Here is a 21845-nt window from a genome sequence, read left to right as displayed (position 1 = left end):
TCCAGCAGCGCCATGTCGATATGCTGACCACCACCGTCGTGATCCCGATGCGCAAGCGCAGCCAGGATCGCCACGGTCGAGTAGAGCCCGGTCAGGATGTCCGTCAGTGCCACGCCAACCTTCACCGGCCCCGCACCTTCTTCGCCTTCAGGTCGCCCCGTGAGGCTCATGAGACCGCCCAGCCCCTGGATCATGAAGTCATAACCCGCACGCCTGGCGTAAGGACCGGTCTGGCCAAACCCGGTGATCGAGCAATAGATCAGGTCCGGATTGATCGCCTTCATCGATTCATAGTCCAGGCCATAGGCCGCCAGACCACCAACCTTGAAGTTTTCGATCAGGATGTCCGACTTCGCCGCCAGTTCACGCACCAGCTTCTGCCCTTCGGGGCGAGTGAAGTCGATGGTGACCGATTGCTTGTTGCGGTTGGCCGACAGGTAATAGGCAGCCTCGCTGGTGTTTTCCCCGTAAGCGTCTTTTAGGAACGGTGGCCCCCAGGCGCGCGTGTCATCACCATTACCGGGGCGCTCGACCTTGATCACTTCAGCGCCGAGGTCGGCCAGGATCTGCCCGGCCCAAGGCCCGGCCAGCACCCTCGATAAATCCAGTACCCGTAGATGCGATAGCGCGCCCATGGACGTCCTCCTGTTAATAGAACGCCTGGATGCCGGTTTGCGCGCGACCGAGGATCAGTGCATGAACGTCGTGTGTACCTTCATAGGTATTCACCACTTCCAGGTTCACCAGATGGCGAGCAACGCCGAACTCATCGGAGATGCCGTTGCCGCCCAACATATCGCGAGCCATGCGCGCGATGTCCAGGGACTTGCCGCAAGAGTTGCGCTTCATCATCGAAGTGATTTCGACCGCCGCAGTACCTTCATCCTTCATACGCCCCAGACGCAGGCAGCCTTGCAGCGCCATGGTGATTTCGGTCTGCATGTCGGCCAGTTTCTTCTGGATCAACTGAGTGGCTGCCAATGGACGGCCGAACTGTTGACGATCCAGGGTGTACTGGCGAGCGGTGTGCCAGCAGAACTCGGCCGCACCCAATGCGCCCCAGGAGATGCCGTACCGTGCCGAGTTGAGGCAGGTGAAAGGACCTTTCAGGCCACGGACATCCGGGAAGATGTTCTCTTCCGGTACGAACACGTTGTCCATCACGATTTCACCGGTGATCGATGCCCGCAGGCCAACCTTGCCGTGAATCGCCGGAGCGCTCAGGCCTTTCCAGCCTTTCTCCAGAACGAAGCCGCGAATGTCGCCGGCATCATCCTTGCCCCAGACCACGAACACGTCGGCAATCGGGCTGTTGGTGATCCACATCTTGCTGCCGGTGAGGCTGTAGCCGCCTTCCACTTTGCGCGCACGAGTGATCATCGAGCCCGGGTCGGAACCGTGGTTAGGCTCGGTCAGACCGAAGCAGCCGATCCACTCGCCCGAGGCCAGTTTCGGCAGGTACTTCTGCTTCTGCGCTTCGGTACCGAACTCATTGATCGGCACCATCACCAGCGAGGACTGAACACTCATCATCGAGCGATAACCGGAGTCGATACGCTCGACTTCACGGGCGATCAGGCCATAGCTGACGTAGTTCAGGCCGCTGCCACCGTACTGCTCGGGGATGGTTGCACCCAACAGACCCACTTCGCCCATTTCGCGGAAGATCGCCGGATCGGTCTTCTCATGGCGGAAAGCTTCAAGAATGCGCGGCGCCAGGCTCTGCTGAGCGAACTGCGCAGCCGTGTCGCGAATCATGCGTTCTTCTTCAGTGAGCTGTTGATCCAGCAGCAGGGGATCGATCCAGTTGAAGCTAGCTTTACCGCCCATGAGTGTGTCCTCTCGAATCGGGTCAAATAACGTGGAGTGATCCTAGGCCTGGATCGGCGCTACGGCAAACGAGGATTTCGCATACTGTTGTGCTAATTTCTCACTCCGAAACGTCGCAAAAGAGCTTTTATGCGATGCATTAGTGAGGTTGACGTACATGCGCAGGAAGATACCCAGCACCACCGCCCTGATCAGCTTCGAGGCCGCGGCGCGCCATGAAAGCTTCACCAAGGCCGCCCAGGAGCTTTCGCTGACCCAGGGGGCGATTTGCCGACAGATCGCCAGCCTTGAGGAGTTCCTCAGCGTAGAACTGTTCCGACGTTCGCGGCGTGGAGTGAAGCTGACGGAGGCCGGGCTTTCCTACAGCCGCCGGATCGCCACTCAACTTGATGCGGTTGAGCGCGACACCTTGTCCGTGATGGGCCAGCAGGGCACCAACGTAATCGAATTGGCCGTGGTTCCGACCTTCGGCACCCAATGGCTGCTGCCACGACTCAAGGACTTCCAGCACAAGCACCCGGAAGTGACGGTCAACCTGACCAACCGCACACGCCCCTTCCTGTTCGCCGACACTGATTTCGATGCCGCGATCTACTTCGGCGACGCGGATTGGTCAGGTACAGAATCCCACAGGCTGATGGGTGAAAATCCGATGCCCGTTTGCAGCCCCAACCTGCTCGGAAACAACAACAGCCTTACGCCCGGCGAAATCGCCGATTTGCCCCTGCTGCAACAAACCACCCGTCCTTATGCCTGGCGCCAGTGGTTCGATTCCCAACACCTGAATGTCCCGCGAGACATGACAGGCCCCCGCTACGAGCTATTCTCCATGCTCGCCCAAGCGGCCATGCATGACATGGGCATTGCCCTGATTCCGCCGTTCCTGATTCAAAGGGAGTTGAAAGAAAAACGTCTGGTGATCGCCAACCCGCAAGCACTGTCCAGCATCAAGGCTTATTACCTGATGATTCCTGAGCGAAAGGTCGAATCCGCGTCTTTAAGGGCATTTCGTGACTGGCTGGTAAACCAGGCGCACAGCTACAGCCTAGAAGAATAAAGGCTCCACCGCGTTACCTGACTACGTAGTCAACAAAAACAAAGCCCTACAGATGTACGTATTTGTCGCATAACAGCAAACTGTATCGAAAAGTCGTACAAACGTCCCACAAGCGCCAGATCACGCGGCTTTGGGCCACTATTTCGAGGCGATGCCGCATCATTCATACGGCCGATGTATAAATTCTTCAATTTCGGCCAGAATCCTTGTAAAGCACGGTTTGCAAGGGATCGAGCCGGTTGGTTGCGACATTCGGTCACGGGGTGACTTGTAGTTAATTTTCCGTCACCCGTCATAATCCCTTGAAGGGCACAAAGTTCGCCTGCAAAATGCCGCGCCCCGCCCTGATTTGGCGGGATCGTGCTGATCGGCCGCCCCAGCCGCACCATCCGTAGTGCATGGGTTTACTCAATAAGATCACGCAGGAGATTTGACGTGCACATTGGTGTTCCTCTCGAAACCCAGACCGGTGAAACACGGGTTGCTGCAACCCCGGAAACCATCAAGAAGCTGATCAGCCAGGGTCATAAGGTCACTGTACAAAGCGGCGCCGGCGTTAATGCCAGCGTTGTCGACAGTGCCTATGAAGCGGCAGGCGCAACCATTGGCAGCGCCAATGATGCGTTTGGAGCAGAGCTGATTTTGAAGGTGGTCGCCCCCAGCGACAGCGAGCTGGCGCTGATCAAAAGCGGCACCGTTGTGGTGGGTATGCTCAATCCGTTCAACAACGAAACCATCGCCAAGATGGCCGAGTGCGGCATTACCGCCTTCGCCCTGGAGGCTGCGCCACGCACCTCCCGCGCCCAAAGCCTGGATGTGCTGTCGTCGCAAGCCAACATTGCCGGTTACAAGGCTGTCTTGCTGGCCGCTCACCATTACCCTCGTTTCATGCCGATGCTGATGACGGCTGCGGGCACCGTAAAAGCGGCGCGCGTGCTGATCCTTGGTGCCGGTGTGGCTGGATTGCAGGCCATTGCCACGGCAAAACGCCTGGGTGCGGTGATCGAAGCCTCTGACGTGCGTCCTGCGGTGAAAGAGCAGATCGAATCCCTCGGCGCGAAGTTCGTCGACGTGCCTTACGAGACCGACGAAGAGCGTGAATGCGCCGTTGGTGTCGGTGGTTACGCCCGGCCGATGCCGGCCAGCTGGATGCAGCGTCAGGCCGCGGCCGTGCACGAGCGCGCCAAGCAGGCTGACATCGTCATCACCACAGCACTGATTCCCGGTCGCAAGGCACCGACGCTGCTCAGCGCAGAAACCGTGGCACAGATGAAACCGGGCTCAGTAGTCATCGACCTCGCGGCCGCCCAGGGCGGTAACTGCCCGCTGACCGTGGCCGATCAGGTGGTCGTCGAAAATGGCGTGACCATCGTTGGCCCGACCAACCTGGCGGGCGCAGTGGCGGCCGATGCTTCGGCGCTGTACGCACGCAACCTGCTGGACTTCATGAAACTGTTGTTCGATAAAGAAGGACAACTGGTGATCAACCTTGAAGACGATATCGTCGCCGCGTGCCTGATGTGCCGCGACGGCCAGATCGTGCGCAAGAACGGCTGAGGATAAAAACAATGGAAGACATGCTGATCTCTCACGGTATCTACAACCTGATCATCTTCGTGCTGGCCATCTATGTCGGCTACCACGTGGTCTGGAACGTTACACCTGCACTGCACACGCCACTGATGGCTGTCACCAACGCCATCTCGGCCATCGTGATTGTCGGCGCCATGCTCGCCGCCGCCCTCACTGTGACCCCGCTGGGCAAGACCATGGGCACCCTGGCCGTGGCCCTGGCCGCGGTCAACGTCTTTGGTGGCTTCCTGGTCACCCGACGCATGCTGGAGATGTTCAAGAAGAAAGCGGCCCCGGCAAAAGCTCCGGCCGCCAAGGCCGAAGCAGTCAAGGCTGAGGTGCAGCAAGCATGAGCATGAACCTGGTTACTTCCCTGTATTTGATCGCCTCGGTTTGCTTCATCCAGGCGCTCAAGGGCCTTTCGCATCCCACCACGTCGCGTCGCGGCAATCTGTTCGGCATGCTCGGCATGGGCCTGGCGATCCTCACCACGGTCGGCCTGATCTACAAACTCGGTGCCGAACTGGCCCATGACGGTATCGTCTACGTGATCGTCGGCCTGCTGATCGGCGGCACTGCCGGTTCGATCATGGCCAAACGCGTTGAAATGACCAAGATGCCCGAACTGGTCGCCTTCATGCACAGCATGATCGGCCTGGCCGCGGTGTTCATCGCCATTGCAGCGGTCGTCGAGCCGCAGTCGCTGGGTATCGTTGCGCAGCTGGGTGACGCGATCCCGGCCGGTAACCGCCTGGAGCTGTTCCTCGGTGCCGCCATTGGTGCGATCACCTTCTCCGGCTCGGTCATCGCCTTCGGCAAGCTGTCGGGCAAGTACAAGTTCCGCCTGTTCCAGGGCGCACCGGTACAGTTCACCGGTCAACACAAACTGAACCTGCTGCTGGGCGTGGCTACTCTGGGCCTGGGCATCACCTTCATGTTGACCGGCGACCTCAGCGCCTTCGCCTTGATGCTGGCCCTGGCCTTCATCATGGGTGTGCTGATCATCATCCCGATCGGTGGCGCGGACATGCCAGTGGTCGTGTCGATGCTCAACAGCTACTCCGGCTGGGCAGCGGCAGGTATCGGCTTCTCGCTGAACAACTCGATGCTGATCATCGCGGGTTCGCTGGTAGGTTCGTCCGGTGCGATCCTCTCGTACATCATGTGCAAGGCGATGAACCGCTCCTTCTTTAATGTACTGCTCGGCGGTTTCGGCAATACAGCCGACGCAGGTCCGGCAGGCGCCAAGGAAGCACGCCCGGTGAAATCCGGCTCGGCTGACGACGCGACTTTCCTGCTGACCAACGCCGACACCGTGATTATCGTTCCGGGCTATGGCCTGGCGGTAGCACGGGCGCAGCATGCACTGAAGGAACTGACCGAGAAGCTGACCCATCGCGGCGTGACCGTGAAGTACGCGATCCACCCCGTTGCCGGTCGTATGCCGGGCCACATGAACGTGTTGCTGGCCGAGGCCGAAGTGCCTTACGACCAGGTGTTCGAGATGGAAGACATCAACTCCGAGTTCGGTCAGGCCGACGTGGTGCTGGTGCTGGGCGCCAACGACGTGGTCAACCCGGCCGCGAAGAACGATCCGAAATCGCCGATTGCCGGCATGCCGATCCTCGAAGCGTTCAAGGCCAAGACCATCATCGTCAACAAGCGTTCGATGGCCAGCGGCTATGCCGGCCTGGACAACGAACTGTTCTACCTGGACAAAACCATGATGGTGTTCGGTGACGCCAAAAAGGTCATCGAAGACATGGTAAAAGCCGTCGACTAATCCTCTGCGGCACACACAACGCCCCGACTCGTCGGGGCGTTTTTGTTTGCGCAAATCGTCGGACAAACTATTCTTTTGTTACCGATCCGGTAACGGTGTTTTGCTTGAAAGGCCCGGAATAGACGCCTCGATTGCGACCTTGGTAGCGGGACAGAAGTCGACGCAATTCACTAGACTGCACGTCCTGCTACCTGTTGCCCGAGATAACAATCCATGTACCGTGACCGTATTCGCCTGCCTTCGTTGTTGGACAAAGTGATGAGCGCTGCCGACGCTGCCGCCCTGATTGAGGACGGCATGACCGTCGGCATGAGTGGTTTTACTCGCGCCGGCGAAGCCAAGGCCGTTCCCCAGGCGCTGGCCGAGCGCGCCAAGGTCACGCCGCTGAAGATCAGCCTGATGACCGGCGCAAGCCTGGGCAACGACCTCGACAAGCAGTTGACCGAAGCTGGTGTGCTATCGCGGCGCATGCCGTTTCAGGTCGACAGCACCCTGCGCAAGGCGATCAACGCCGGTGAAGTCATGTTCATCGACCAGCACCTGTCGGAAACCGTGGAGCAGTTGCGCAACCAGCAATTGAAACTGCCGGACATTGCCGTGATTGAAGCCGTTGCGATCACAGAGCAAGGGCATATCGTGCCAACCACTTCGGTAGGCAACTCGGCCAGCTTCGCGATTTTCGCCAAGCACGTGATCGTCGAGATCAACATGGCACACAACCCGAACCTCGAAGGCCTGCACGACATCTATATCCCGACCTATCGCCCGACCCGCACCCCGATTCCATTGGTCAGAGTCGACGACCGCATTGGCAGCACCGCCATCCCGATTCCAGCGGAAAAAATCGTCGCCATCGTGGTCACCAATCAGGCTGACTCACCCTCCACGGTGCTGGCGCCAGACGCCGAGACCCAAGCCATTGCCGACCACCTGATCGACTTCTTCAAACAGGAAGTGGCCGCCGGACGCATGACCAACAAGCTCGGTCCGCTACAAGCCGGTATTGGCACCATCGCCAACTCGGTGATGTGTGGCCTGATCGACTCGCCGTTCGAAGACCTGACGATGTATTCCGAGGTGCTGCAGGACTCGACTTTCGACCTGATCGACGCCGGTAAGCTGAGCTTTGCTTCGGGCAGCTCGATCACCCTGTCGAGCCGGCGCAACGCCGATGTGTTCGGCAACCTGGAGCGTTACAAGGACAAGCTGGTCCTGCGCCCGCAGGAAATCTCCAACCACCCGGAAGTCGTGCGCCGCCTCGGCATAATCGGCATCAACACGGCGCTGGAGTTCGACATCTACGGCAACGTCAACTCCACCCACGTCTGCGGCACCCGGATGATGAACGGCATCGGTGGCTCCGGCGATTTCGCGCGCAACGCGCACCTGTCCGTGTTCGTGACCAAGTCGATTGCCAAAGGCGGCGCAATCTCCAGCGTGGTGCCGATGGTCAGCCATGTTGACCACACCGAACATGATGTCGACATCCTAGTGACCGAAGTAGGCCTGGCAGACTTGCGAGGCTTGGCGCCCCGGGAGCGTGCCCGGGTCATCATCGACAGGTGCGTGCACCCGGATTACCGCCAGGCGCTGAATGATTACTTCAGCGCAGCGTGTGCCATCGGCGGACATACCCCGCACATCCTGCGTGACGCACTCAGTTGGCACATAAACCTGGAAGAAACCGGGCACATGCTGAAGAAGTAATTGCTACAGATAACAGCTGGCGCAAACACAGTTTCGCCAGCTTGCTCTTGCCACCCTCGCAATATGAAAAAAACTGTACTGCTGTACTGGTCATTTCCTACGGAAAACTCCTACCTTCTCCGGGCAAAACAGAGTTTTTGCACCAAATTGGTGCAGATAGGTACAGTTGCCTCAATTTCGACCAGTACACCCCCTATAAACAGTTAACTGAGCCCTCACAATACAGATGAACTGTATCTACAGAGACTAGGCAAACAAGAGGATCATGGGCACCAGTTAAACCACTACCTAATCCCGCCACAAGCGGAAGGATGACCACCATGGAACGTACACTCAGTTCCGATCTGTTCTTCGAAGACACTGCTGCAAAAACCCAGGCTTCCCTGCCTCTGCGCGTTATCGCCAACCTGATGTTGTGGCAGCGCCGCATTACCAGCCGCCATCAACTGGCTCGCCTGGATTCGCGTCTGCTGGCTGACGCCGGGATTAGCGAAGCACAACGCTACGAAGAGCTGAGCAAGCCGTTCTGGCGCTAAGTTAGCGTCGCTGGCTCTGACCTTAAGGTCCACCGCCAGCAACCCGAATTGAAAAAACAAAACCCGTCGTGGGCAACCACGACGGGTTTTGTCGTTTTGGCCTGGCAAATCCGGTCTTACAGAAGACAAACCTGACAACCAGTACAGTTTGCAAAAATAACAAACTGAATGAGTACAATATCGCCAGCGTGTGTCTGTCATGGATATTCGACGGGTGTCAGCATGGAGCTCTCCACTTAATCAGGACAGGGACCGTGCCATGAAGAACCTACAGGATTTTTCCATTCCCTCGGCTCAATCGAGACCGTACCAGCAGGGGCTTCGAGGGATGCTGAAGGGGCTCTGCGCCGGCCTGGAAAGGGCGAGAACGCGACGTTTGCTGGCTCAACTCGATGATCGCCAGCTAGCGGATCTGGGTATCAGCCACGCCGACCGCAGCAATGAATTGGATAAACCGTTCTGGCGCTGACTTCCTGCGTGAAGAGTCAAGACTGTGCGAACCGACACAGACAGGCCTAATATCACTTCAGAACGTGGCGAACGCCGAGTGCCTGGCGTCTGACTTTGCAGACACTGCGCCATATTTCAAATGGTCTACCAAAAGGAGTTACCCCATGTCCCGTCTTCGCCTGCTTAGCGCCGCGGCCCTGTTTGCCGTGGCTGCCGGTGCCCAAGCCTCCAGCTTTATCGTGACCACGGATGCTGTGGTCAACGCGCTCAAGGCCACATCCGATGCGACCACCAACATCGTTTCGTCGTCGTTCAAGGATGACAAGATCGTCCTCGCCGCCCGTGACGACGCCGCCAGCTTCGTCGCCAGCGAAGGCTCCATCCGCGGTGTGAAGCTGGAAAGCGCCCTCGATCACATTCGCCATAAGGCGCCGCAACTGAGTGCAACAGACGCACAACTGGCTCAGGCGATCCTGACCATCTAAACGGCAGTACAGACATGGGGCACGCCCGGCGTGTCCCAATGTTTCGGCACTGGCTCTAGACCGGCCCTTGCGCTAGCCTTGGGACTCACTTTCAACTGTCGAGTCTCATGCGTTTTCTTTCCATTCCCTTGATCGCTCCAGTTTTTCTTACCTTGGGTTACTGCGCATCAGCCCACGCTTATGACGCCTTTAACCTGTCCACACAGGGCACCGTCGCCAGCGGTTACGCCACAAGCCTCGTGACCTCCGCCCCCTTCGACCATAAACTACTGCTCGCCGCCCACGACGACGCCGCGGCATTCATTGCCAGTGACGGTCTGATGAGAGGCGCACGACTGGAGTCGGCCCTTCGGTATCTGCGCCAGACCCAGGCAAAACTTCATGCCAGCGACCTTGAACTGGCGCAAGCAATTCTCGTCCAATAGTTATCCCCGTTTTTCTGGAGTTCGATCCATGCGTAACCCGCTGATTGCTGCCATCCTCGGCCTGCTGCTATTGGCCGATGTGGCCCAGGCACATACTCTGGTTGCCACCAGTAACATCCTGATCCGTGCTACCCAGCGCACCCTCGATTTCACCTCCGACACCACCACGTCCATTCGCGATTCGAAAATCGTGCGCGAAGCCCAGGACGACGCCGCCAGTTTCGTCGCCAGCAATGGCGACATTCGCGGCGCCCACCTGGAGTCCGCTTTCAACCTGCTGCGCACCCGCGTGCCGGAAGCGCGCGACGCCAGCGATCAGGATCTCGCCGAAGCCATCCTCGCACTGTGAGGTGTCCACGTACCTGGCTGCTGACCGGGGCCCTGTTGCTGTTCGGCAACACGGCCCACGCAGGCCTTCAGTTGCAACTCAGGACAGAAGGTCTGACGCCCTCGCAACAGCAAGCCAGCCAAGCGTTGCTTGATGAAGCCATGCAGGCGCTGCCGCCACGTTTCATCGAGCAGTTGGACCGGCGTATCGTCGTCGGCTGGACCGATGACATGCCGCGCAATGCCTACGGCCAGGCATCGCTGGTGTCCGAACTCGATCTGAACCGCAACCTGTTGGCCGGTCTCACCGATGGCAGCGCCGCGAGCAAAAAAACCCATCGCCCTCATGGCACCGTGCGTCGGGAAATGCTGGCCACTGTGTTGCACGAGTTGACTCACATCTACGACCGTTCGCGCCTGTGGCCTGATGACGAGCGCAAGCTGATTCAGCGCTGCACCCGGCGCAACAACAGCTCAGGGCTGGTCGGCATACCCGACCAATGTCGGGGCCAGTCCGATCGGCGCTTTACCCTCAGCGACGATCCGCGCCTGCTCGACCTGGCCGGCTGGCAGCAATACGTAGGCCGTCGGGGTGAACGCGAACAGCACAATCGCCAGATTGCCCGCAGTCCGGATATCTACGAGACCAGCAGCCCCAAGGAATTCGTCGCGGTCAACATGGAGTATTTCCTCCTTGACCCGAGCTACGCCTGTCGCCGTCCCGCACTGTATCGCTACTTCAAAGAGCATTTCGGCTGGGCGCCCGCCGCCAGTGACACCTGCAGCAAAACCGTCGCGTTCCTCAATGCCGGCAACGATTTCGCCAAGACACCGCTGGGGCAGGTCGATCCGGAGCGGGTCTATGCCGTTGACTATCTGCTGGCCGAGGCTAACCAGAACCTGTTCAGCCGCTGGGGCCACAGCATGCTGCGTCTGGTGATCTGCGCGCCGGGCCGCCCCCGTGGCCCGGATTGCCGACTGGACCTGGACCAGCACCTGGTGCTGTCGTATCGCGCATTCGTCGGCGACGTACAGTTGTCGAGCTGGGATGGCCTGGTCGGTAAATACCCGTCGCGGCTGTTTATCCTGCCGCTGTCCCAGGTCATCGACGAATATACCAAGACCGAACTGCGCAGCCTGGCCTCCGTGCCCCTGAACCTGTCGCGCACAGAGGTTGAAGACGTGGTGGAACGTGCCGCCGAGATGCACTGGAGCTACGACGGCAACTACTTCTTCCTGTCGAACAACTGTGCGGTGGAAGAACTGAAATTGCTGCGCGGCGGCACCAACAACCCGAAATTGGTAGGGCTCGACAACATCATGCCCAACGGTTTGCTGGAAGTGCTCAAAGGTCGAGGGCTGGCGGACACCAGTGTGCTGGACGATCCGCGGGAAGCCTTGCGCATGGGTTATCGTTTCGATTCCTTCCGCGAACGCTATCAGGCGATGTTCGAAATCCTGAAAAAGCACTTGCCGATCAAACAGGAAACCGTCGAAGAGTGGCTGGACTTGAAAGCCGCGGATCGTCGGCAATGGTTCGAGCAGGCGGACCTGCGCACCAGCGCGGCGTTGCTCCTGCTGGAACAGGCCAGTTTCCGTCAGCAGATGCTGCTGGCTCAGGATGAAGTGAAGCAGCGCTATCTGGGCGCCCGGGAACTGCAGAATGGCGGCATGGACAAGGCCAACCAGACGCTCAAGGACATTCTCGCCAACAGTGGCTTCCTCAGCCGTCCGGCGGAACTACTGGGCACCAACGGATATGGCTTGCCACAGCCGAGCGAGTGGGAGCATCTGGAATCGGAAAGCAGCCAGCGCCAGAAGCAGCTTCTGGCGCTGTCCGGGGACCTGGACAAGGAAGTGAGAGCGTTGCTCGAACCGGGTCGTGCCGCCGAAATGGCCGCCAACGAAGCCAACGTGAAGCAGATTGGCGAGCATTTGCGCAAACTGCACAAGGCAGCAGGCGGATTAGAGTTGCCTTGACCCGCAACCTTGTAGGAGCGAGCTTGCTCGCGATGAGGGCTGCACATCCAGCATTGATGTTGGCTGACACGCCGCTATCGCGAGCAAGCTCGCTCCCACAAGGTTTACACCGTTTTGCTGTTCAGTCTCTGAATCAGGAACGTTGCCTTCAGCTAACGCGCGCCTTACGCACGCCTTCGGCCAATGCCGAGCACAGGCTCAGCACGCCATCCACGGCTTGTTCCGGGGACGTGGCATTGGCGATGTGATCGATCAACGCCGAACCCACCACCACGCCATCAGCCAGACGCGCAATGGACGCTGCCTGTTCCGGAGTCCGGATCCCAAAACCGATGCTGATCGGCAGGTCAGTATGGCGGCGCAGACGGGCAACCGCTTCCTCGACGTGTTCCAGCGTGGCGGCACCGGCACCGGTCACACCGGCCACCGACACGTAGTAGACGAAACCGGAGCTGCCGTTGAGAACGGTCGGCAGGCGCACATCGTCAGTGGTTGGCGTGGTCAGGCGAATGAAGTCCAGGCCCGCAGCCTGCGCCGGGTCGCACAGCTCGCCGTTGTGCTCTGGCGGCAGGTCGACCACGATCAGGCCGTCAACGCCGGCCTCTTTGGCTTCGGCAATGAAGCGCGGTACACCGTACATGTGAATCGGGTTGAAGTACCCCATCAGCACCAGCGGCGTTTCGTTGTTGTCCTGGCGGAACTCGCGAACCATTTGCAGGGTTTTGGCCAGATTCTGCTTGGCACCCAACGCACGGATGTTGGCGAGCTGGATGGCCGGGCCGTCAGCCATCGGGTCGGTGAAGGGCATGCCCAGCTCGATCACATCGGCGCCAGCCGCCGGCAAGCCCTTGAGGATTGCCAGGGAGGTGTCATAGCCCGGGTCGCCGGCGGTAACGAAGGTCACCAGGGCGGCGCGGTTCTGTTCCTTGAGTTCGGCAAAACGCGTTTGCAGGCGGCTCATCAGTGTTTCTCCTGCGTTGATTGTTCCATGTGGTGCATCACGGTCTGCATGTCTTTGTCGCCACGGCCGGACAGGTTGACCACCATCAGGTGATCCTTTGGCAGGCTCGGTGCGCGCTTGAATACTTCAGCCAGGGCATGGGCGCTTTCCAGGGCCGGGATGATCCCTTCCAGGCGGCAGCACTGATGGAACGCGGCGAGGGCTTCGTCGTCAGTCACCGAGGTGTACTGAACGCGGCCGATGTCGTGCAACCAGGCGTGTTCCGGACCGATGCCCGGGTAGTCGAGGCCGGCGGAGATCGAGTGGGCATCGATGATCTGGCCATCGTCGTCCTGCAGCAGGAAAGTGCGGTTGCCGTGCAGCACGCCTGGAACGCCACCATTCAGGCTGGCCGCATGCTTGCCGGTCTCGATGCCGTAACCGGCCGCTTCAACGCCGATGATCTCGACACTCTTGTCGTCGAGGAACGGATGGAACAGGCCCATGGCGTTGGAGCCACCGCCAATGCACGCCACCAGGCTGTCCGGCAGGCGACCTTCCTGGGCTTGCAACTGCTCGCGGGTTTCCTTGCCGATCACGGCCTGGAAGTCGCGGACCATTGCCGGGTAAGGGTGCGGTCCGGCCACGGTGCCGATCAGGTAGAAGGTGCTGTCGACGTTGGTCACCCAGTCACGCAGGGCTTCGTTCATTGCATCCTTCAGCGTGCCGGTGCCGGCGACCACCGGGATAACCTCGGCGCCCAGCAGCTTCATGCGGAACACGTTGGCCTGCTGGCGTTCGATGTCAGTGGTGCCCATGTAGATCACGCAATCCAGGCCGAAACGCGCAGCCACGGTGGCAGTCGCCACGCCGTGCATGCCGGCACCGGTCTCGGCGATGATGCGCTTCTTGCCCATGCGCCGCGCCAGCAGGATCTGGCCGATGCAGTTGTTGATCTTGTGCGCGCCGGTGTGGTTCAGCTCTTCGCGCTTGAGATAGATCTTTGCGCCGCCACAGAACTCGGTCAGACGCTCGGCGAAGTACAACGGGCTTGGACGTCCGACGTAGTCGCGCTGGAAGTAGGCCAGTTCTTCCTTGAATGCAGGATCTTCCTTGGCCAACTCATATTCACGGGCCAGGTCGAGGATCAACGGCATCAGGGTTTCGGCGACGTAGCGGCCACCGAACGCGCCAAACAGGCCGTTGGCATCAGGGCCGTTGCGCAGATTAGTCTGGGTCATTTGGCGCTCCAGTTGAATGCATTAAGTGATGCATAAAGAGATAGTGGGCTTCACTCTACCCCTGACGTCCCGGCCTGAAAACCGATAAGATCGCCACAACCTGTCAGGAAAACTCACAGATACCATGAGCCATGACCTTCCTCCGCTGAATGCGCTTCGCGCCTTCGAAGCCACTGCCCGCTTGAACAGCGTCAGTCAGGCGGCCGAGCAGTTGCATGTCACCCATGGTGCGGTCAGCCGGCAGCTCAAGGTGCTTGAAGAACACCTTGGCGTCAGCCTGTTCATCAAGGACGGTCGCGGCCTGAAACTCACAGATGCCGGCTTGCGCCTGCGTGACGCCAGCAGCGAAGCCTTCGAGCGCCTGCGCAGCGTCTGCGCAGAACTCACACAAAGCACGGCCGACGCCCCGTTCGTACTCGGTTGCTCGGGAAGCCTGTTGGCGCGCTGGTTTATCCCGCGACTAGGGAGACTCAATGCCGACTTGCCGGACCTGCGTCTGCACCTGTCGGCCGGAGAAGGCGATCTCGATCCGCGAAGACCGGGACTGGATGCCTTGCTGGTCTTTGCCGAGCCACCCTGGCCGGCGGACATGCAGGTTTTCGAGCTGACCAGCGAACGTATCGGTCCGGTCATGAGCCCACGGTTCGCCGGCTATGAGCGGCTCAAGCAAGCGCCGGAAAGCGCACTGCTGAACGAACCCTTGCTGCACACCACCTCACGCCCGCAAGCCTGGCCAAACTGGGCGCAACAATGCGGCCTCGACCCCAGGGCATTGATGTACGGCCAGGGATTTGAACATTTGTATTACTTGCTGGAAGCCGCCGTCGCGGGTCTGGGCGTGGCGATTGCCCCCGAACCCTTGGTGGCGGAGGACTTGAAGGCTGGCCGCCTGGTTGCGCCATGGGGCTTCAGTGAAACTCCGGCGCAACTGGCGTTGTGGCTACCCAAGCGCGCCGCGGACGGGCGCGCCCGGCAACTGGCGCAGTGGCTTAAAAACGAGCTGCGCCAAACGGATTAGTCACGCTTGCACAACAGATAAGCGGCCAGCAGGCCCAATGCGCCCACGGCGACACCGGCTGTAGTCCAGGGGTGCTCCTGGGCGTAGTCCCGGGTGGCAATCCCTGTTTCACGGGTTTTGACCTTGACCTCCTCATAGGCGTCGGCAAGCAGATGACGCGAGTGCTTCAAGGCATTCTCGGCGTTGCCTTTCAGGGACTTGAGGGTTTTACGCGACTCGTCCGAGGCATCGTCCTTCAGGTTTTCCAAAGACTTGAGCAGACTCTCGATCTCGGCTTCCATGCTTTGCAATGAGGCTTTGCGTAACGAGGTGCTGGCCATGGTGGCTCTCCTGCATTGGTGATGAGTGGCGTGTGTTGGTTGGGACTTCAGAGGTTCGAGAAAGTGCAGAAAATCTGAGCTTCACTCTCAGAACGGCCAACAGAAGAAATAGGAAAAATCACTGCTAGGCTGTAATTCACACGCCAAGGAGAACGCCATGTCTGACCATCACACCTACAAGAAAGTCGAGCTGGTCGGCTCGTCCACCAGCAGTATCGAAGATGCGATCAACAATGCTCTGACCGAAGCCAGCAAAAGCATCAAGTACATGGAATGGTTTGAAGTAACCGAGACCCGTGGGCACATCAGGGACGGCAAAGCTGCGCACTTTCAGGTGACCCTGAAAGTCGGATTCCGGATTGCCAGCAGCTGACTTTGGGCTAGTCTTCTGAACTTGCACGCCGGCCGAATGCCATAGGGAATGGCAAAGCGCTGAATGAGTGCGTCCGGCTGACGGCTGGTTACCCCTATGATCCGACCAGGGAATGCAACCGATGAAGAAGTTTATGTTGGCGGTAGGTTTGTTGAGCCTTGCGGGGACCGTATTGGCAGATGGTGGCAAGCCATGCGAAGAGCTGAAAGCCGAAATCGCAGCGAAACTTGATGCCAAGGGCGTTTCCGGTTATTCGCTGGAGATTGTCGATAAAGGTAGTGCATCTGGCGGAAAAGTTGTTGGTCAATGCGAAAAGGGCGCCAAAGTGATCGTCTACAAAAAGTAGGCTGATCCTCGCCTGATTGAAAAGCCGACGCCCTGGCGCCGGCTTTTTCATGCCTGCCGTTTGAGTATCAGCCGCGCATGACCTGCGCGAGCAGCTCGTAGGAATGCACGCGATCCGAATGTTCGTACAGGTCACAGGTGAAAATCAGCTCGTCAGCCTGGGTCTGTTCGATCAGGACCTCGAGTTTGGCGCGGATTTTCTGTGGGCTGCCAATCATGGCCAGTCCAAGAAAATCGTGCACAGCCTCTTTCTCATGGGGCAGCCACAGGCCGTCCATGGTGTTCACCGGCGGACGCTGTACCAGGCTTTGGCCGCGCATCAGGGCAAGAATCCGCTGGAACACCGAAGTCGCCAGGTATTCGGCCTGCTCGTCGGTATCGGCTGCCACCAATGGCACGCCGAGCATTACGTAGGGCTTGTCCAAAACGGCTGAGGGCTTGAAGTGATTGCGGTAGACCCGAATCGCTTCATGCATGTAGCGCGGCGCGAAATGCGAAGCGAAAGCGTAGGGCAAACCGCGTTCACCGGCCAGCTGTGCACTGAACAGGCTCGATCCCAACAACCAGACCGGCACATTGGTCCCGGTTCCCGGCATGGCGATGATCCGTTGATCCGGGGTACGTGGGCCGAGGTAGCGCACCAGCTCCGCCACATCTTCCGGGAAGTCGTCGGCACTGCCGGAGCGCTCGCGGCGCAACGCACGTGCAGTCATCTGGTCGGAACCGGGCGCGCGCCCCAGGCCCAGATCAATCCGGCCTGGATACAGGCTTTCCAGGGTGCCGAACTGCTCGGCAATCACCAAGGGTGCGTGGTTGGGCAACATCACACCGCCCGAACCGACACGAATGGTCGACGTGCCACCGGCCAGATAACCGAGCAGTACCGAGGTCGCGGAACTGGCGATGCCGTCCATGTTGTGGTGCTCAGCCACCCAGAAGCGGTTGTAACCGAATTTCTCGACATGCTGCGCCAGGTCCAGCGAATTGCGCAGCGACTGGGCCGCGCTGCCGTTCTCGCGCACCGGCACCAGATCGAGGGTCGAGAACTTGATATCGGACAGTCGTTTCATAAACCTGCTTCTCCAATTGAGGGCGCAGGTTTGTTCTTGCGAACGCAAACCTGCCGAATCCAAAAGCGTGTTCATGCAATGTGGGCATATACCCGAGTTTCAATAGCCCGGTAAAAAATCCCGCGAAAAAAGCAGATTGATCGGACGAAGTGAACTTTGCCCCTTCGTCTATCCTCACAACCCTGGCAACCGTAAACCCCACAGGCGCGACCTTTCGCGCCGACCTTCAGGAGGCAGGCATGGCTATCATCAAGAAAGCATCGGCACATTGGGAAGGTGATCTGAAAACCGGCATCGGCGCGATTTCCACAGAAACCGGCGTGCTCCGGGAAGCCCCCTACGGCTTCAAGGCGCGCTTCGAAGGCGGCCGGGGCACCAACCCGGAAGAGTTGATCGGCGCTGCCCACGCCGGCTGTTTTTCCATGGCGTTCTCCATGATTCTCGGTGACGCCGGCCTGAAGGCCGATAGCATCGATACCCAGGCAGAAGTCACTCTGGATCAAGTGGACGGCGGTTTTGCGATCACCGCAGTGAAATTGATTCTGCAGGCAAAAATCCCCGGGGCAAGCCAGGCGCAGTTCGAAGAACTCAGCAACAAGGCCAAAGAGGGCTGCCCGGTGTCCAAAGTGCTGAATGCCAAGATCAGCCTGGAGGCAACATTGGTCAGCTAGATCTTCATTTTTGCAAAGAAAAGATCGCAGCCTTGCGCAACTTGTCGGGATCATTCGGCAAGAGGTGCCCAAGGCTGCGATCTTTTTTGCGTCGTGACAGATTTGCCCGCTAATAATATGGTCGAATAAATGACAGCAGCGAAAACCTGTAAATAGGCGTGCTGCCTCAAAGGAGCTTCAACCATGAAACGTTTTGCCCTGGCGGTTATCTGTTGTGCGCTGGCCACGTCGGCCCTCGCAGCACCGAAACCCTGCGAAGAGCTCAAGGCCGAGATCGAAGCCAAGATCCAGGCCAGTGGCGTCACTTCCTACACGCTTGAAATCGTCACCAACGACGAAGTGCACGACCAGAACATGGTCGTTGGCTCGTGCGAAAACGGCAGCAAAAAAATCATCTACCAGAAGAACGACCGCTGACATCTCACATCAGGCAGTTGGCTTCCCGGTCTTCAGCGACGATCTCGCGCTTGGCGTTGTACAGGCGGGCGCCGGGGGTAAACGCAATGGAGCGGCCTTCAAGCACGTAACGCTGACCGGCTTCGAAATGATCGTAACGGATGGTCAGGTAGCATAGCCGCTCAGAGGGCCCGCTCATCGTACTCAAGCCACCGCCGCCGGGGACTTCAAAGTCGAAACGCACGATCAGTTCGTGGCTGCCGGGCGTCACTTCGAAATAACGCCCATCGCGCAATCGTTGTTTGTCCAGGCGTTCAGCCATCAACAACTTGTCGTTAGGGAAGGGCGTCGAAAAATCAACCCAGGCCATTTTTGGATCAGGTGTCGGCATCGGGCTTTGACAGCCCGCGACCACTCCGACGGCGAGTAACAGCATTAACCTGCGCATGATGGATGTCCCAGGGGATAGGCATCCAGCATAACGCCGATCAGGTATGTTGGCAGCCCGCAGGGGTGCCATGGCCGATCACTTTTCGCTGCTGATCATAGAGCTTGGCCCACGGCCGGAAACCGATGTTCCCCGCTTGCAGTTGATAACGTTCGCCGGCGTTGAAATCCTTGAACTTCACGTTCAACTGACAATCGCGCCACAATGGCTCGGCGTCGGGGCCGATGTTGGTGGGCTGCACCGGAAACTGGTAGCGGACTGTCAATTCATGGCTACCGGGCTGAACCTCGAAGTAGCGTTTATCGTCGGTGGCCTTGTCATCGACCTCCAGTGCCTGCAACGCCGTATCTTCTTGCTTCGAGTCCAGGTCGATCCAGGCTTGCGCAGGATCATGGCGGGGTATTCCGAATCCGGCACAGCCGGCCAGCAACAGCAGACTTCCTGTCAGTATCATCGTGCGCATAGCGGAGCTCCAGTCAGGCGGGATAGTCTTGCGAGAAGACTCTCCAAGGAAGAATTATTGTGATCAGGCCGCTTCCTAGCCTTGGGTTACTTGATCGCGTTTTTCGCGTTTTGTTTCCGGGCGTGTTGTTTTTGTTGCTCAACGGTTGCACCAGCATCAGCTATTACAGCCAACTGGCCAGCGGCCAACTGCAGTTGCTGCGGGCCAGGGAGCCGGTTTCCAGCGTGATTGCCGACCCGGCGCGCGACCAAAAACTGCGTATACACCTGGAGCAATCACAAAAGGCCCGAACGTTCGCCAGCCGGCAACTGCACCTGCCGGACAACCAGAGTTACCGCTTGTACGCGGACATTGGCCGCCCCTTCGTCGTCTGGAATGTCTTCGTCACGCCGGAATTTTCCCTCAAGCCTGTAAACCACTGCTTTCCCATCGCCGGCTGCGTGGCCTATCGCGGGTACTACAGTCAGAGCGCAGCTCGCGGCGAAGCAGCCTTGCAACGCTTGCAGGGCATGGACGTGTCGATTGGCGGTGTCGAGGCCTATTCGACACTCGGCTGGTTCAACGATCCGATCATCAGTTCGATGATGGGCTGGGGGGATGAGCGACTGGCCACGCTGATCTTTCACGAACTGGCCCATCAGCGCGTCTATGTGAAGGACGACACCGAGTTCAACGAATCCTTTGCCACCTTCGTCGAGCAGGAAGGTACTCGCCAATGGCGGGCCTATCGCCACCTGCCACCGGACAACAATGCGCAGGCGCGTCAGCGCGACCAGTTCACTGAATTGGTGCTGGAAACCCGCGCCAGGCTGGAAAAGCTCTACGCCTTGCCATTGCCAACCAAACAGATGCGCCAGCGCAAGGCGGCCGAGTTCGAGCGCTTGCGCAGCGAATACCGGCAACTGCGCGACAGTCAGTGGGCTGGAGACAAACGCTACGACGCCTGGATTCATGCCCCCATGAACAATGCCCGGCTATTGCCGTTTGGCTTGTACGACCAGTGGGTACCGGCATTTGACGCGCTGTTCCATCAGGTGGATGGCGATTGGCCCAGGTTCTATGCCGCCGCGGAAAAGCTCGGCGGCTTGCCGACGGATGAGCGCAAGGCCGCGCTTAAGACGCTGGCTGACGACGTCGATCAACCAAAGAACCAGTAGCAAACACCGATTGCACCCAGCACCCCGGCAAGCTCCGCCAGCAAGGCGCAGCCAACCGCATGGCGCGCACGCTGGATGCCCACGGCACCGAAGTACACCGCCAGGACATAGAACGTGGTCTCGGTACTGCCCTGGATTGTCGCCGCCACCAGCGCCGGGAAGCTGTCCACGCCCGAAGTCTTCATGGTTTCAATCAGCATCGCCCGGGCGGCACTGCCGGAGAAAGGTTTGACCATCGCCGTCGGCAGCGCATCGACGAAGCGCGTGTCCCAACCGGCCCACTCCACCAGATGACGAATCCCGTCCAGGCCGAAGTCCAGCGCCCCGGAGGCCCGCAGGACACCCACCGCGCAGAGCATCGCCACCAGATAGGGCAGCAGGTTCTTGGCGACGTCGAAACCCTCTTTGGCACCTTCAACGAAGGCCTCGTACACCTTCACTTGGCGCAGCGCGCCGATCAGCAGGAACAGCATGATCAGGCCAAACAGCGTCAGGTTGCCGAGGATCGATGACAAGCCCGCCAGCGCGGTCGCTGAAAGGGTCGCCAGCAACGCCATGAAACCACCGAGGGCGAGGGCGCCGGGGATCAGGTAGGCCAGCACCACCGGGTCCCAGACGCGCAGGCGCTGCATGAACGCCACCGACAGGAAGCCGACAATGGTCGAGCAACTGGTCGCCAGCAGGATCGGCAGGAACACCAGCGTCGGGTCAGGCGCGCCTTGCTGGGCGCGATACATGAAGATGGTCACCGGCAGCAGGGTCAGCGAAGAGGCGTTGAGCACCAGGAACAGGATCTGTGCGTTACTGGCGACGGTAGCGCTGGGGTTGAGTTCTTGCAGCGCTTTCATGGCCTTCAGGCCAATAGGCGTGGCGGCGTTGTCCAGACCGAGGCCGTTGGCGGCGAAGTTCAGGGTGATCAGGCCGATGGCTGGATGACCAGGCGGGACTTCGGGCATCAGGCGCAAAAACAATGGCCCCAAGGCCCTGGCCAACCATTCGACGATGCCAGCCTTCTCGGCAATGCGCAGAAAACCCAGCCAGAGGGTGAGGGTGCCGAACAGCAGCACCATGACCTCGACCGACAGCTTGGCCATGGCAAAAATGCTCTCCACCATCGCCGCGAATATCCCGGCGTTACCACCAATCAGCCACTGCGCCAGCGCCGAAACGGCTGCCACGATGAAGAAGCCAAGCCACAGGCCATTGAGCATCAGTCAAATCCCCCAAAAGATCCGCGAATGATAGCGGGGT

Annotated in this window: 26 protein-coding genes (1 of these 26 running past the window's edge); 17 read left to right on the top strand and 9 right to left on the bottom strand. The window is 59.3% G+C overall.

The annotated features are described in order from the left end of the window. Together PPUTUW4_RS00545 and PPUTUW4_RS00540 are read right to left on the bottom strand one after the other, a co-directional pair. Window positions 1–635 carry the 5' portion of a CaiB/BaiF CoA-transferase family protein gene (locus PPUTUW4_RS00545; RefSeq protein WP_015092940.1) on the bottom strand. Its footprint begins 586 nt before the window's first position, so only the first 635 of its 1221 coding nucleotides appear in the window; its start codon is at window positions 633–635; the stop codon falls past the left edge of the window. Window positions 636–648: 13 nt separating this feature from the next. After that, window positions 649–1830: an acyl-CoA dehydrogenase gene (locus PPUTUW4_RS00540; protein ID WP_007992884.1), complete on the bottom strand. Its 1182-nt coding sequence runs from the start codon at window positions 1828–1830 to the stop codon at window positions 649–651. Between the two features lie 157 nt (window positions 1831–1987). Here PPUTUW4_RS00540 and PPUTUW4_RS00535 point away from each other — a divergent pair, with 157 nt between their 5' ends. From PPUTUW4_RS00535 to PPUTUW4_RS00485, 11 genes are all read left to right on the top strand, one after another. Continuing rightward, a complete protein-coding gene (locus PPUTUW4_RS00535; protein ID WP_015092939.1) occupies window positions 1988–2887 on the top strand; it encodes a LysR family transcriptional regulator in 900 nt (299 codons plus the stop codon). 435 nt (window positions 2888–3322) lie between these two features. Next, window positions 3323–4444, top strand: coding sequence for a Re/Si-specific NAD(P)(+) transhydrogenase subunit alpha (locus PPUTUW4_RS00530; protein WP_007969746.1), 1122 nt, complete (start codon window positions 3323–3325; stop codon window positions 4442–4444). Window positions 4445–4455: 11 nt separating this feature from the next. Next, window positions 4456–4812, top strand: coding sequence for an NAD(P) transhydrogenase subunit alpha (locus PPUTUW4_RS00525; RefSeq protein WP_007992881.1), 357 nt, complete (start codon window positions 4456–4458; stop codon window positions 4810–4812). Beyond that, window positions 4809–6242 (top strand): NAD(P)(+) transhydrogenase (Re/Si-specific) subunit beta, encoded by a 1434-nt coding sequence (locus PPUTUW4_RS00520; RefSeq protein WP_007969748.1) that lies wholly within the window; start codon window positions 4809–4811, stop codon window positions 6240–6242. The genes PPUTUW4_RS00525 and PPUTUW4_RS00520 overlap by 4 nt, the downstream gene beginning before the upstream one ends. Window positions 6243–6455: 213 nt before the next feature. Continuing rightward, the gene (locus PPUTUW4_RS00515; protein WP_015092938.1) at window positions 6456–7949 is read left to right on the top strand and encodes an acetyl-CoA hydrolase/transferase family protein; all 1494 of its coding nucleotides are present in this window, start codon (window positions 6456–6458) and stop codon (window positions 7947–7949) included. Between the two features lie 320 nt (window positions 7950–8269). Continuing rightward, window positions 8270–8485, top strand: coding sequence for a DUF1127 domain-containing protein (locus tag PPUTUW4_RS00510; RefSeq protein WP_007969750.1), 216 nt, complete (start codon window positions 8270–8272; stop codon window positions 8483–8485). A gap of 259 nt (window positions 8486–8744) precedes the next feature. Continuing rightward, complete coding sequence (locus PPUTUW4_RS00505) at window positions 8745–8954, top strand: DUF1127 domain-containing protein (protein ID WP_015092937.1); 210 nt, start codon at window positions 8745–8747, stop codon at window positions 8952–8954. A 145-nt stretch (window positions 8955–9099) separates the two neighbouring features. Then, the gene (locus PPUTUW4_RS00500) at window positions 9100–9420 is read left to right on the top strand and encodes a DUF2388 domain-containing protein (protein WP_015092936.1); all 321 of its coding nucleotides are present in this window, start codon (window positions 9100–9102) and stop codon (window positions 9418–9420) included. Between the two features lie 107 nt (window positions 9421–9527). Continuing rightward, window positions 9528–9845, top strand: coding sequence for a DUF2388 domain-containing protein (locus PPUTUW4_RS00495; protein WP_015092935.1), 318 nt, complete (start codon window positions 9528–9530; stop codon window positions 9843–9845). A 28-nt stretch (window positions 9846–9873) separates the two neighbouring features. Further along, the gene (locus PPUTUW4_RS00490; RefSeq protein WP_008045884.1) at window positions 9874–10194 is read left to right on the top strand and encodes a DUF2388 domain-containing protein; all 321 of its coding nucleotides are present in this window, start codon (window positions 9874–9876) and stop codon (window positions 10192–10194) included. Continuing rightward, on the top strand, window positions 10191–12152 hold the full coding sequence (locus PPUTUW4_RS00485; protein ID WP_015092934.1) for a DUF4105 domain-containing protein: 1962 nt from the start codon (window positions 10191–10193) through the stop codon (window positions 12150–12152). The genes PPUTUW4_RS00490 and PPUTUW4_RS00485 overlap by 4 nt, the downstream gene beginning before the upstream one ends. Window positions 12153–12300: 148 nt before the next feature. Here the strand turns inward: PPUTUW4_RS00485 and trpA are convergent, their stop codons facing one another. Beyond that, window positions 12301–13113 (bottom strand): tryptophan synthase subunit alpha, encoded by an 813-nt coding sequence (gene trpA, locus PPUTUW4_RS00480; RefSeq protein ID WP_015092933.1) that lies wholly within the window; start codon window positions 13111–13113, stop codon window positions 12301–12303. Continuing rightward, a complete protein-coding gene (gene trpB / locus PPUTUW4_RS00475; RefSeq protein ID WP_015092932.1) occupies window positions 13113–14333 on the bottom strand; it encodes a tryptophan synthase subunit beta in 1221 nt (406 codons plus the stop codon). The genes trpA and trpB overlap by 1 nt, the downstream gene beginning before the upstream one ends. Before the next feature lie 124 nt (window positions 14334–14457). On the opposite strand from trpB, the gene PPUTUW4_RS00470 reads away from it, so the two are divergent. Then, the gene (locus tag PPUTUW4_RS00470) at window positions 14458–15351 is read left to right on the top strand and encodes a LysR family transcriptional regulator (RefSeq protein WP_015092931.1); all 894 of its coding nucleotides are present in this window, start codon (window positions 14458–14460) and stop codon (window positions 15349–15351) included. Here PPUTUW4_RS00470 and PPUTUW4_RS00465 read toward each other — a convergent pair. After that, on the bottom strand, window positions 15348–15671 hold the full coding sequence (locus PPUTUW4_RS00465; protein WP_015092930.1) for a DUF883 family protein: 324 nt from the start codon (window positions 15669–15671) through the stop codon (window positions 15348–15350). The genes PPUTUW4_RS00470 and PPUTUW4_RS00465 overlap by 4 nt on opposite strands. 157 nt (window positions 15672–15828) lie before the next feature. Here PPUTUW4_RS00465 and PPUTUW4_RS00460 point away from each other — a divergent pair, with 157 nt between their 5' ends. Beyond that, entirely contained in the window at window positions 15829–16044 is a 216-nt protein-coding gene (locus tag PPUTUW4_RS00460; RefSeq protein ID WP_015092929.1) for a dodecin, read from the top strand. Between the two features lie 121 nt (window positions 16045–16165). Further along, window positions 16166–16390: a DUF1161 domain-containing protein gene (locus PPUTUW4_RS00455; RefSeq protein ID WP_015092928.1), complete on the top strand. Its 225-nt coding sequence runs from the start codon at window positions 16166–16168 to the stop codon at window positions 16388–16390. A 67-nt stretch (window positions 16391–16457) separates the two neighbouring features. On the opposite strand, the gene PPUTUW4_RS00450 is transcribed toward PPUTUW4_RS00455, so the two are convergent. After that, window positions 16458–17459 (bottom strand): LLM class flavin-dependent oxidoreductase, encoded by a 1002-nt coding sequence (locus PPUTUW4_RS00450; protein WP_015092927.1) that lies wholly within the window; start codon window positions 17457–17459, stop codon window positions 16458–16460. 239 nt (window positions 17460–17698) lie between these two features. Here PPUTUW4_RS00450 and PPUTUW4_RS00445 point away from each other — a divergent pair, with 239 nt between their 5' ends. After that, window positions 17699–18130 carry an OsmC family peroxiredoxin gene (locus PPUTUW4_RS00445; protein ID WP_015092926.1) on the top strand — a complete coding sequence of 144 codons (432 nt, stop codon included), beginning with the start codon at window positions 17699–17701 and terminating at the stop codon, window positions 18128–18130. A 183-nt stretch (window positions 18131–18313) separates the two neighbouring features. Then, window positions 18314–18547 (top strand): DUF1161 domain-containing protein, encoded by a 234-nt coding sequence (locus PPUTUW4_RS00440; RefSeq protein WP_015092925.1) that lies wholly within the window; start codon window positions 18314–18316, stop codon window positions 18545–18547. 4 nt (window positions 18548–18551) lie between these two features. On the opposite strand, the gene PPUTUW4_RS00435 is transcribed toward PPUTUW4_RS00440, so the two are convergent. Beyond that, the gene (locus PPUTUW4_RS00435; RefSeq protein WP_015092924.1) at window positions 18552–18974 is read right to left on the bottom strand and encodes a lipoprotein; all 423 of its coding nucleotides are present in this window, start codon (window positions 18972–18974) and stop codon (window positions 18552–18554) included. A 40-nt stretch (window positions 18975–19014) separates the two neighbouring features. Beyond that, on the bottom strand, window positions 19015–19437 hold the full coding sequence (locus PPUTUW4_RS00430) for a hypothetical protein (RefSeq protein ID WP_015092923.1): 423 nt from the start codon (window positions 19435–19437) through the stop codon (window positions 19015–19017). Window positions 19438–19496: 59 nt separating this feature from the next. Here PPUTUW4_RS00430 and PPUTUW4_RS00425 point away from each other — a divergent pair, with 59 nt between their 5' ends. Then, the gene (locus PPUTUW4_RS00425; RefSeq protein ID WP_015092922.1) at window positions 19497–20594 is read left to right on the top strand and encodes an aminopeptidase; all 1098 of its coding nucleotides are present in this window, start codon (window positions 19497–19499) and stop codon (window positions 20592–20594) included. Here the strand turns inward: PPUTUW4_RS00425 and PPUTUW4_RS00420 are convergent. After that, on the bottom strand, window positions 20576–21805 hold the full coding sequence (locus PPUTUW4_RS00420) for a spore maturation protein (RefSeq protein WP_015092921.1): 1230 nt from the start codon (window positions 21803–21805) through the stop codon (window positions 20576–20578). The genes PPUTUW4_RS00425 and PPUTUW4_RS00420 overlap by 19 nt on opposite strands. Window positions 21806–21845 lie beyond the last annotated feature (40 nt).

Source organism: Pseudomonas sp. UW4, assembly GCF_000316175.1.
GTDB lineage: Bacteria > Pseudomonadota > Gammaproteobacteria > Pseudomonadales > Pseudomonadaceae > Aquipseudomonas > Aquipseudomonas laurylsulfatiphila.
This window is presented reverse-complemented; position numbering and strand designations above follow the sequence as displayed.